The sequence below is a fragment of the Streptomyces roseicoloratus genome (assembly GCF_004117935.1).
Lineage (GTDB): Bacteria > Actinomycetota > Actinomycetes > Streptomycetales > Streptomycetaceae > Streptomyces > Streptomyces roseicoloratus.
The window spans coordinates 74,822-85,921 of record NZ_SDOY01000181.1; the positions used below are offsets into that span (position 1 = coordinate 74,822).

Genomic DNA, 11,100 nt, shown 5'->3' on the forward strand with positions numbered 1-11,100 from the left:
CCGGGTCGTGCCCGACGGGTACACCGACACGAAGCTGCCCGCCGTCGGAGCCGTCGCCGTCACGTTGAGCACGACCGCCGTGACACCGGTCGCCGGGACGCCCTGGGCGCCGGCCACCTGGAGCGACACGACGCCGCCCGGGCCGACCTTGGCCTTCGGCACGCCGAGGCCGTAGCGGGTGTCCATCATCCGCAGCGGACCGAGGTTGACGTGCGAGGCGCCCGCCGGGTCGGTGGAGAAGTAGCCGGTGATGTCGGCGATCAGGTCCACCGAGCCGGACTTGTTGTAGAAGCTGACCTTGCCGTCCGCGCCGACCGGGACGATCACCAGGTTCGGGATCGTCTGGCCCGCGAGGAAGTTCAGGTTCGACGCGCTCGTCCGGGTCGTGCCCGACGGGTACACCGACACGAAGCTGCCCGCCGTCGGAGCCGTCGCCGTCACGTTGAGCACGACCGCCGTGACGCCCGTCGCCGGGACGCCCTGGGTGCCGGTGACCTGGAGGTCGACGACCGCACCGGGGCCGACCTTGGCCTGCGGCACACCGAGACCCGTACGGGTGTCCATCATCCGCAGCGGACCCAGGTTGCTGTGGGTCGAACCGCTCGCGTCCCTGACGTAGTAGCCGGTGATGTCGGCGATCAGGTCGACGGAGCCGTTCTTGTTGTAGAAGCGCACCTTGCCGTCGACGACCGGGACCGTCACCAGGTTCGGGATGGTCGTGCCGGCCATGAAGTTGAGGTTCGACGCGCTCGTGCGGTCGGTGCCGTTCGGGTAGACCGAGACGAAGCTGCCCTCGGTGGGGTTGGTCGCGGTGACGTTGAGGACGACCGCGCCCACGCCGGTGGCGGGGATGCCGTTCGCGCCGGTGACCTGGAGGACGGCCTCCTGGCCGGGGCCGATCTTGGCCTTCGGCACGCCGAGACCCACCCGGGTGTCCATCAGACGGGTCGGGGTGACCGGCTGGAAGGTCTTGGGGCCGGGGACGGTGACGGTGACGGGGGACGACAGGGTCGTGCTGCCCGTTCCGTACGTGCTGCGGACCACGATCTGATGGGCGCCGTAACCGCTCACGCCGACGGACGCGCTGCGCACGCTGCCCGACGTCGTCGCGGTGGACACACCGTCCACGAGGACCTCGAACGTGCTGATGAGGGCGCTCGACGTGCTGGTCGACCAGTTCACGGTGACCGGGCCGGGCGTCTCGTAACCCGTGCCGGCCCTGGTCGCCCCGCCGCTCAGCGAGTCGATCCTGAGCTTGGCGTTCGCCGCGGTCGCGTTGCTGCGGACGGTGGACAGCTGCGGGTAGAGCCCGTCGCCGGGGCAGACGGTGTTGAAGCCGTTGCGGTGGCCGGAGACGGCGTCGAACTCGTACGTCTGGCCCTGGGTGAACGACTGCCGGAAGTAGTTGCTCTGCGTGGCGCCGGCGGTGAGCGTGGCCTTGCCGGCCGGGTTCACCCCGTACTGGCCGAGCTTGTACGCGATGACCTTGCCGGCCGAGGAGAGCGCGGCGCTCGAGGCCGGGGAGGACGACGTGGTGTGGTCGCCGAGGATCGCGACGCTGGTCGACTCGCTGTTCCAGCCGTAGGTGTGCGCGCCGAGGACGGGCTGGTCGACGCCGCCCTGACGACCCTCGAAGATCTTGCCGCACTTGTCGACGAGGAAGTTGTAGCCGAGGTCGCGCCAGCCGTTGGTCTTCACGTGGTAGACGTGCAGCGACCGGACGACGGCGTCCGAGTCGGCGCAGTCGTACGTGACGTCCGGGGTGTGGTGCACGAACGCGGCCTTGATCCTGCCCGCGGGCAGGTAGATCGGGCCCTCGTTGTTGAGCGACTCGTCGGCGCCCCACTGGGCGCGGGTGACGATCGTGGGCCGCGGCGCGCTGGACGGCGGGCCGGGGACGCTCGGCGGCGTGGTCGGCGGGTCGTCGGCGGCGAACGCGGCCGGCGCGGCGCGGAAGGAGCCGGCGGCCGTGGCGGAGTCCTTCGTGCCGGAGTCCGGGGCGCCGGGGACCGCGTCCTTCTTCGGGTCGACCAGGTCGACGCGCAGTCCGTCCGGCAGCTCGTTGCCGGCGGTGCCGTCGCTGACCCGGACCTCGACGCCGTCGGCGCCGTCGACCCAGATGGGCTCGGTCGAGCCGCGGGCGCCCGCGCGCCTGCCGTCCAGGAAGGCCGGGTAGGGCTCGAGGTCGCGCCACTCGCCCCAGGTGCCGTCGGCGGCGCTGCGCGCGCGGGCCTGAATGGTGCCCTTGATCTTCGCCGCGGGGTCCGTCCAGGACACGCCCATCAGGTCGAAGGGCTCGGTGGTGGTCTTGGTGAGCGTCGCCTCGCCGTGACCGCGGTCGGTCAGCGGGAGCTTCTGGACCTCGCTCCTGACGGGTCCCTCACCCTTGCTTGCGGCGTTCTGCGCGGTGGTCGCGTTGCCGGCGGCGGCCTGCGTCCCCACCTCGGCGCCCGCGACGTTCTGGAAGCCCAGGACCGCGGCGGCGGCCAGTGCGGCGCCCAGTGCCGTGCGACGTACTCGTCTGCTCGTGGTGCGACGCGCTCGACGTCCCGATTTCAAGTTGTCTCCACCCCTGTTGGTCATGACACGCCTGACCGGCGGCATGCTACGGGACGTCAGTTCGACTCCTGCACAGGGGGGTGGGGTCCTTCCCGTGGAGCGGTGCCCGCCGGGGGCCGCGGCGGCCGGACACGGCAGAGGGCCCCGCACCACCGGAGTGGTGCGGGGCCCTCGTGGGAGCTCTGTCGAGCTACCAGGTCAAACCACCGAAGTTCGGAAGAACTTACTTGGTGATCTTGACGACCTGGCCGGCGCCGACGGTCCGGCCACCCTCACGGATGGCGAACTTGAGGCCCTCCTCCATGGCGACGGGCTGGATCAGCTCGACGGACATGGAGGTGTTGTCGCCCGGCATGACCATCTCGGTGCCCTCGGGGAGGGTCACGACGCCGGTCACGTCCGTGGTACGGAAGTAGAACTGCGGGCGGTAGTTGTTGAAGAACGGGGTGTGACGGCCACCCTCGTCCTTCGACAGGATGTACGCCTGGGCCTCGAAGGAGGTGTGCGGCGTGACCGAGCCCGGCTTGATGATGACCTGGCCGCGCTCGACGTCCTCGCGCTTGATGCCACGGAGGAGCAGACCGACGTTCTCACCGGCCTGGCCCTCGTCGAGCAGCTTGCGGAACATCTCGATGCCGGTGACCGTGGTGGTGGTCTTCTCGGTCTTGATGCCGATGATGTCGACGGTCTCGTTGACCTTGAGGACACCACGCTCGATACGACCGGTGACGACGGTGCCACGACCGGTGATCGTGAAGACGTCCTCGATCGGCATCAGGAACGGCTTGTCGACGTCACGCTCGGGCTGCGGGATGGACTCGTCCACGGCCTTCATGAGGCCGAGGAGCTTCTCGCCCCACTCCTTGTCGCCCTCGAGCGCCTTGAGCGCCGAGACGCGGACGACCGGCAGGTCGTCGCCCGGGAACTCGTACTCGGTGAGGAGCTCACGGACCTCGAGCTCGACGAGCTCCAGGATCTCCTCGTCGTCCACCATGTCGGCCTTGTTCAGGGCGACGACGATGTACGGAACGCCGACCTGGCGGGCCAGGAGCACGTGCTCCTTGGTCTGCGGCATCGGGCCGTCGGTGGCGGCGACCACGAGGATGGCGCCGTCCATCTGCGCGGCACCGGTGATCATGTTCTTGATGTAGTCCGCGTGACCCGGGCAGTCGACGTGGGCGTAGTGACGCGACTCGGTCTGGTACTCGACGTGCGCGATGGAGATGGTGATACCGCGCTGGCGCTCCTCGGGAGCCTTGTCGATCTGGTCGAAGGCCGAGGCCTCGTTCAGGTCCGGGTACGCGTCGTGCAGCACCTTGGTAATGGCGGCCGTGAGGGTCGTCTTACCGTGGTCGATGTGACCGATGGTGCCGATGTTGACGTGCGGCTTAGTCCGCTCGAACTTCGCCTTCGCCACTGGGGTCCTCCTGTGGAGTGGTTCTGAACGCCTTGCTTCATCGGCGCCAGGTGATCTTTGCTGGGGTGCCGCCCGCCGGAGGTTCTCCCCCTTGTCGGGGTCCGACCTCCGGCGGTCGGTGTCAAGCCTAAGGCGTGGGAACGCGGTGCGTTAAACGCGGTGCGTTACTCGCCCTTGGCCTTCGCGATGATCTCCTCGGCGACGTTCCGCGGAACCTCGGCGTAGGAGTCGAACTGCATCGAGTAGCTCGCGCGACCCGACGTCTTGGAGCGGAGGTCGCCGACGTAGCCGAACATCTCCGACAGGGGCACGAGGCCCTTCACGATGCGGGCACCGTGACGCTCCTCCATGGCCTGGATCTGGCCACGGCGGGAGTTGATGTCGCCGATGACCTCACCCATGTAGTCCTCGGGCGTGGTGACCTCGACGGCCATCATCGGCTCGAGGAGCACGGGCGAAGCCTTGCGCGCGGCCTCCTTGAAGGCCTGCGAACCGGCGATCTTGAACGCGAGCTCGGAGGAGTCGACCTCGTGGTACGCACCGTCGTGCAGGATCACACGGACGCCGGTCATCTCGTAACCGGCGAGGATGCCGAACTGCATGGCCTCCTGCGCGCCGGCGTCGACCGAAGGGATGTACTCCTTCGGGATGCGGCCACCGGTGACCTTGTTCACGAACTCGTACGAGGTCTCGCCGCCCTCGATCGGCTCGATGCCGATCTGGACCTTGGCGAACTGACCCGTACCACCGGTCTGCTTCTTGTGCGTGTAGTCCACGCGCTCGACGGCCTTGCGGATCGTCTCGCGGTAGGCCACCTGCGGCTTGCCGACGTTGGCCTCGACCTTGAACTCACGGCGCATGCGGTCGACCAGCACCTCGAGGTGCAGCTCGCCCATACCGCCGATGATGGTCTGGCCGGTCTCCTCGTCCGAGTGGACCTGGAAGGAGGGGTCCTCCTCCGCGAGACGCTGGATGGCGACACCCAGCTTCTCCTGGTCGCCCTTGGACTTGGGCTCGATGGCGACCTGGATGACCGGCGCCGGGAAGTCCATGGACTCCAGGATGACCGGGGCCTTGTCGTCACAGAGCGTCTCGCCGGTGGTGGTCTGCTTGAGACCCATCACGGCGATGATGTCGCCGGCGCCCACCGAGTCGATCTCCTCACGCTTGTTCGCGTGCATGCGGTAGATCTTGCCGATGCGCTCCTTCTTGCCCTTCACGGAGTTCAGGACAGAAGAACCGGAGTCCAGGCGACCGGAGTACACGCGGACGAAGGTGAGCTTGCCGAGGTGCGGGTCGCTCATGATCTTGAACGCGAGCGCCGACAGCGGCTCCTCGTCGGACGGCTTGCGCTTCACGACGACATCCGCGTCCTTGACGTCGTGGCCCTCGATGGCCTCGACGTCGAGCGGCGACGGCAGGTAGCGCACGACCGCGTCGAGCAGGGGCTGGACGCCCTTGTTCTTGAACGCGGTACCGCAGAACACCGGGGTGACCGTGGTGTCCTTGGACTTGCCGGAGGCGATCGTGATGCGACGGACGGCCGCGTACAGCTGCTCCTCGGTGGGCTCCTCGCCCTCGAGGTACAGCTCCATGATCGCTTCGTCGTTCTCGGCCACGGCCTCGATGAGCTTGCCGCGGTACTCCTCGGCGAGCTCGGTGTGGGTGTCCGGGATGTCGACGACGTCGTACATCTCGCCCTTGGTGGCCTCGGCGGACCACACGAGGGCCTTCATGCGGACGAGGTCGACGACGCCCTGGAAGTCGGCCTCGGCACCGATCGGGAGCTGCATCACGATCGGCTGGGCGCCGAGGCGGTCCTCGATCATGCCGACGCAGCGGAAGAACTCGGCACCGGTGCGGTCGAGCTTGTTGACGAAGCAGATGCGCGGAACGCCGTAACGGTCCGCCTGACGCCAGACGGTCTCGGACTGCGGCTCGACGCCGGCCACGCCGTCGAACACCGTGACAGCACCGTCGAGCACGCGCAGCGAACGCTCCACCTCGACGGTGAAGTCGACGTGACCCGGCGTGTCGATGATGTTGATCGTGTGATCGACGTCCTCGAGCGGCCAGTGGCAGGTCGTCGCGGCGGACGTGATGGTGATGCCGCGCTCCTGCTCCTGCTCCATCCAGTCCATCGTGGCAGCGCCGTCGTGGACCTCACCGATCTTGTAGGAGACACCGGTGTAGAACAGGATCCGCTCGGTGGTGGTCGTCTTGCCCGCGTCGATGTGGGCCATGATGCCGATGTTGCGCACCTTGGCCAGGTCAAGCGAAGTGGTAGCCATAAGGCTTCAGTCTTCTCTCGGTCTCGATGTGGGTTGCGACTACCAGCGGTAGTGCGCGAAGGCCTTGTTGGACTCGGCCATCTTGTGCGTGTCCTCGCGCTTCTTGACCGAAGCACCGAGGCCGTTCGAGGCGTCGAGGAGCTCGTTCATGAGGCGCTCGGTCATGGTCTTCTCGCGACGGGCGCGGGAGTAACCGACCAGCCAGCGCAGCGCGAGGGTGGAGGCGCGACCGGGCTTGACCTCGATCGGCACCTGGTAGGTGGCGCCACCGACACGGCGGGACTTGACCTCGAGGGACGGCTTGACGTTCTCGAGGGCGCGCTTCAGCGTGACGACCGGGTCGGCACCGGTCTTCTCGCGCAGGCCCTCCATGGCGCCGTAGACGATGCGCTCGGCGGTGGAGCGCTTGCCGTCCAGCAGGATCTTGTTGATCAGCGAGGTGACAAGAGGAGAGTTGTAGACCGGGTCGATGATGACCGGGCGCTTCGGGGCGGGGCCCTTACGAGGCATTCTTACTTCTCCTTCTTGGCGCCGTAGCGGCTGCGAGCCTGCTTACGGTTCTTGACGCCCTGCGTGTCGAGGGAACCGCGGATGATCTTGTAACGAACACCCGGCAGGTCCTTCACACGGCCACCGCGCACGAGCACGATGGAGTGCTCCTGCAGGTTGTGGCCCTCACCCGGGATGTAGGCCGTGACCTCGATGCCGCTGGTCAGACGCACACGCGCGACCTTACGGAGGGCCGAGTTCGGCTTCTTCGGGGTGGTCGTGAACACACGCGTGCAGACGCCACGGCGCTGAGGGGAACCCTCGAGTGCGGGCGTCTTGTTCTTCTCGACCTTGTCCTGCCGGCCCTTGCGGACCAGCTGCTGGATCGTAGGCACTACTTCTCCGGTTTCTGTGTGCCGTTCGGTACAACTAACCTGGAACGTCGCCGACCCACGCGGTCGGGTGTGTCGAATCGCGCGGACCTCCGCCGCCGGCGGAAAAGGGCGCTGATTGCGGTGGCCGGTCTCGGATCCGACTGCGGTTGAGGACACGCACACGGCTCCGGGCACACCCCAGGCACAAGGCATGAGCGTACCTATCGCATGGACTCCGGTCAAAACAAATGCCCACGCGCGGACCGCCCGGCCGACGTGGGAGAACGCGACGGGGGCACCCCCGGCACGGTCACCCCTCGCACGGCCCGCCCCCGACGCGACCGCCCCCGGCGCGGCACGACAGGGCCGGGCGAGGCGCGACAAGGCACCCGCGTCACCAGCGCCGGCGGGGTGAAGCCCCCCGCGGCCGACCGGGCGGGCCCCCGCAGCCGACCGGGCGGGCCTCCCGCGGCCGACCGGGCGGGCCTTGCGCAGGACGGGCGGGCTTTGCGCAGGACGGGCGGGGTGAGCCTCCCGCGCCGTCGACAGGTAGGCCTCCCACGGCACCGGTGGACGAGTCTCCCGTCACGGCCGGCGGGGTGAGCCTCCCGCGCGGCCGGCGCGGTGCGGTTCAGTCCTGGGCGGCGCGGCGGGACTCGCCCGCCGGGCGCGGTTCGGCCCCCTCCGTCTCCGGGTGGTCGAGGAACTGGTTCACGACCTTGACGAAGACGTCCATGCGCTCGTCGGGGACGCCGAGCCAGCGCGCGAAGTCCTCCATGGTCGGCTGCCAGTCGCCCGGCGGCAGCAGGTCCGCCGCGACCGGCAACTCCTCCGGCGTCACGCGCCCGGACCGGATCAGCATGTCGCGGACGGAGACCCCGAGGAGCGGGGCGATCCTGCGCATCGTCTCCAGGTCGGGCATGCTCTGCCGCTGCAGCAGCCGGGTGACCGCCGCGCGGTGCACGCCGGCCTCGTCGGCGATCCGGGACTTTCCGCCACCGCGGGGGCTGTCGATGTCGTAGCCGCGCGCTCGCATCAGACCCTCGACCCAACCCGCGAACTCGTCGAGCCCTTGAGTGCTCATGTGTACCGCTCTCCCTTTGACTCCCCCACCCTTCGAGCCCCTTACTTTAGCGTGCTTGCGCGCACAGAATTACGTGCTTTCCCGCACGCAATGGTGTCGAATCGGTGAAGAGGGCTCCATAAACTTAGTTGCGAGCTCGCACGCAACTTGCTTATGGTGCTGAACGCCGCACTCGTCGGCCTCACGAGTCCCAAGGGCCCCACAGGCCCCAGGGCAGCGGGGCCCGGACCGTGGAGACCCACCGTGCACCAGCCCGACACCCACCCATGGCAGGCCGCCGCCGCATGCGCCGGCCTCTCCCCGTCCGTCGTCTTCTCGCGCCGCGGCAAGGAGGCGGCCCCGGCGCTGCGCGCCTGCGCCGTCTGCCCCGTCAGCCGCGAGTGCGAGGCGGCGGTCGCCCCCGCCGAGAGCTGGTTCGACGGCGTCTGCGCGGGCCGCCTGTGGCGCAACGGCCGCCCGGTGAAGCCGCGCCGCCGCGAGGGGCGTACGGCCGCGGACGAACTGGCCGCGGCCCTGGACGCGGCGGGCGCCGCCCTGGCGCCGCCCGTGCCGCCCGCCGCCCGCGCCTCCGCTGTCACGCCCGCCCCGTCAGCCGGGCCCGTCGCACCGGCCGTGCCCGCCCAGGCCCTGGTCCTCGCCGGGAGCACCCGTGGCTGAGCGCACGCCGGAAGCGGGCACGCCCGCGACCGCCACCATCCCTGCCACCACCCCCGCCACCGCACCTGTCGGCACCGCTGCCACCGCTGCCGCCGACCAGCGGGTCCTGCGCGACGTCGTGCTCTGGGCCGCCTCGCTCGTACGGCAGTTTCCCGAGCTCGCCGACGAGCTGGCGCCCGGCCGCACCGCGCCCGCCGGTTCCGCGGCGCGCGCGCCGCACCCGGGCCGGGACGAGCTGATCCGCGCCGAGCGGCGCGAGGCCCTGCTGCTCGAACAGCGGCACGGGCTCGCCGTGCCCGGTCACGGCGCCGCGCCGATCCGGCTGCACGTGTCCGACGCGATCCGCGACATCACCGACGGCGTGGTGGAGCTGGAGGAGGCGGTCTGCGCGCGGCTGGGGCTGCCGCGCCCGCGCCGCGCCGGCGTCGTGGAGCGGCTGCGCCGGGTCGTGGGGCTGCTCGACGAGATCGCCGGCCACCCGGTGCTCGCCCGCCACGTGCGCGACGAGATCCGCCGGATGGCCCGCCGCTGCGCGCGCACGCTGGGCGAGGCGGAGACGGTCGTCCGGGTGTCGGGGCGCTGCCCCTGGTGCGACTCGGTGTCGCTGCGGGCCTTCCCCGACCGGCGCGCGGTGCTGTGCGTGAACCCGGCGTGCGTGTGCACGGACGAGGCGTGCGGCTGCCAGGACGACCCGGCCTACCGGCACCTGTGGGCGGAGGAGGAGTGGGCGGAGCTCGCGGACGCGTCGGGTGCGCGTACGGAGGAGATCGAGGCCGCGATAGACGACACGAAGGAGACTTCCCAATGACGTTGTCAAGCCACTGCTGTGACTGGTGGTGTGGCTTGGTAGCACGCTCCGTCGCGGATCATGGCCCACAGGACGTTGGTCCGGCGACGGGCGAGTGCCAGCAGCGCCTGTTTGTGCCCCTTGCCTTCGGCGCGTTTGCGCTCGTAGAACCGTTTCGAGGCAGGGCAGGTCCGCAGGCTGGCGAAGGCGGAGAGGTAGAAGGCACGGAGCAGGCCGCGGTGGTAGCGGCGCGGGCGGTGGAGGTTGCCGCTGACGCGTCCGGAATCGCGGGGGACGGGTGCGAGGCCGGCGTAGCCGGCCAGGCGGTCCGCGGTGCCGAAGGCCTCCATGTCACCGCCGGTGGCGGCGAGGAACTCCGCGCTCAGCATGGTGCCCATGCCGGGCAGGCTCTCTATCACCTTGGCGCTCGGGTGCTCGCGAAACCGGGCCTCGATCAGGGCTTCTACTTCAGCGATCTCCTCATCGAGGGCCATCACCCCCTTCGCCAGGCGGGCCACCATGGTGGCCGCGAGCTTCTCGCCGGGCAGCGCGGTGAACTGGGCCTCGGCCGCCTCCACGACGGTCCGGGCCAAGGCCGCACTGCCGTAGACCTTGCGGTTCCTCAGCCAGGTGGTGATGCGCGAGGTTCCGGCGCGGCGGATGGCGGCCGGGGTCTGGTAGCCGGTCAGCAGCACGACCGGCCCCTTCCTGGTCAGATCCAGGGCACGCTCCAACGCGGGGAAAATCTCAAGGAGTTGAGCGCGGAGACGGTTGATTTGCCGGGTCCGGTCGCAGACCAGATCGGTGCGGCGGTTGACCAGGGTGCGCAGGTCGACGGATATCTCGTCGCCGGGCCGCAGGACCCCGAGGTCGGTGCGCATGCGGGCCTGGTCGGCGATGACGAAGGCGTCCTTCGCGTCGGTCTTGGCCTGGCTCCGGTAGCCGGCCGAGGCACGATGGACGGCCAGTCCGGTGATGTAGGTGATGTGCTGGTCATGGCTGACCAGCAGGCCGAGCAGGAGCGCGGCTCCGCCGTGGTTGATGTCCACTGCCCACAGCACGTCGCGCGACAGCTCCAGGACGTCGGCAGTGAGCTGGAGCAGCTCGATCTCGTCGTTCAAGACCCGTCGCGACAGAAGCCGCTTGCCCTGGGCGTCGATCACCACGCAGTGGTGATGTTCCTTGCCGATGTCCACTCCGGCCCAGATCTCGGGCACAGCCACCTCCACCAACTCGTCGCGCGTGAACCCAGCAGACGACCTCGCCGACGTTGTCCTACACAGCGATCGCGTCGCGTCTCCCAATTAGCGGTCGAGTCGTCGCGGGACTCCGGGCGGCCAAGTCTCCTGAGCCATCCAACGGCGGCCACATGCCAGCCATACCCAGAGCCCCTGGGCCATCGATCTTACGAATGACCGATCAACCCAAGAAGAAGGTAGGAC

Annotated in this window: 9 protein-coding genes; 2 read left to right on the plus strand and 7 right to left on the minus strand. The window is 69.5% G+C overall.

The window, feature by feature from the left end; translation table 11 throughout:
• From ESG85_RS34735 to ESG85_RS34760, 6 genes are all read right to left on the minus strand, one after another.
• On the minus strand, positions 1–2,559 hold a 2,559-nt coding region (locus ESG85_RS34735), incomplete at its 3' end, for an N-acetylmuramoyl-L-alanine amidase (protein ID WP_128985140.1).
• Between the two features lie 223 nt (positions 2,560–2,782).
• A complete protein-coding gene (gene tuf / locus ESG85_RS34740) occupies positions 2,783–3,976 on the minus strand; it encodes an elongation factor Tu (protein ID WP_128985141.1) in 1,194 nt (397 codons plus the stop codon).
• Between the two features lie 164 nt (positions 3,977–4,140).
• The gene (gene fusA / locus ESG85_RS34745; protein ID WP_128985142.1) at positions 4,141–6,267 is read right to left on the minus strand and encodes an elongation factor G; all 2,127 of its coding nucleotides are present in this window, start codon (positions 6,265–6,267) and stop codon (positions 4,141–4,143) included.
• A gap of 39 nt (positions 6,268–6,306) precedes the next feature.
• The gene (rpsG, locus tag ESG85_RS34750) at positions 6,307–6,777 is read right to left on the minus strand and encodes a 30S ribosomal protein S7 (protein WP_128985143.1); all 471 of its coding nucleotides are present in this window, start codon (positions 6,775–6,777) and stop codon (positions 6,307–6,309) included.
• Positions 6,778–6,779: 2 nt separating this feature from the next.
• Positions 6,780–7,151, minus strand: a complete 372-nt coding sequence (gene rpsL / locus ESG85_RS34755) for a 30S ribosomal protein S12 (RefSeq protein ID WP_003948652.1) — start codon at positions 7,149–7,151, stop codon at positions 6,780–6,782.
• 610 nt (positions 7,152–7,761) lie between these two features.
• Positions 7,762–8,214 (minus strand): helix-turn-helix domain-containing protein, encoded by a 453-nt coding sequence (locus ESG85_RS34760; protein WP_128985144.1) that lies wholly within the window; start codon positions 8,212–8,214, stop codon positions 7,762–7,764.
• Between the two features lie 243 nt (positions 8,215–8,457).
• Between ESG85_RS34760 and ESG85_RS36520 the strand changes: the two genes are divergently transcribed.
• On the plus strand, positions 8,458–8,871 hold the full coding sequence (locus ESG85_RS36520; protein WP_246095579.1) for a WhiB family transcriptional regulator: 414 nt from the start codon (positions 8,458–8,460) through the stop codon (positions 8,869–8,871).
• Positions 8,872–8,977: 106 nt separating this feature from the next.
• Complete coding sequence (locus ESG85_RS34770) at positions 8,978–9,679, plus strand: hypothetical protein (RefSeq protein WP_128985153.1); 702 nt, start codon at positions 8,978–8,980, stop codon at positions 9,677–9,679.
• Between the two features lie 5 nt (positions 9,680–9,684).
• Here the strand turns inward: ESG85_RS34770 and ESG85_RS34775 are convergent, their stop codons facing one another.
• The gene (locus ESG85_RS34775; RefSeq protein ID WP_128978222.1) at positions 9,685–10,881 is read right to left on the minus strand and encodes an IS110 family RNA-guided transposase; all 1,197 of its coding nucleotides are present in this window, start codon (positions 10,879–10,881) and stop codon (positions 9,685–9,687) included.
• Positions 10,882–11,100 lie beyond the last annotated feature (219 nt).

What these genes read in the sequence shown, in the direction of transcription:
- fusA (WP_128985142.1), bottom strand. Translation starts at nt 6,267, where the DNA reads ATGGCTACCACTTCGCTTGACCTGGCCAAGGTGCGCAACATCGGCATC.
- rpsG (WP_128985143.1), bottom strand. Translation starts at nt 6,777, where the DNA reads ATGCCTCGTAAGGGCCCCGCCCCGAAGCGCCCGGTCATCATCGACCCG.
- ESG85_RS34760 (WP_128985144.1), bottom strand. Translation starts at nt 8,214, where the DNA reads ATGAGCACTCAAGGGCTCGACGAGTTCGCGGGTTGGGTCGAGGGTCTG.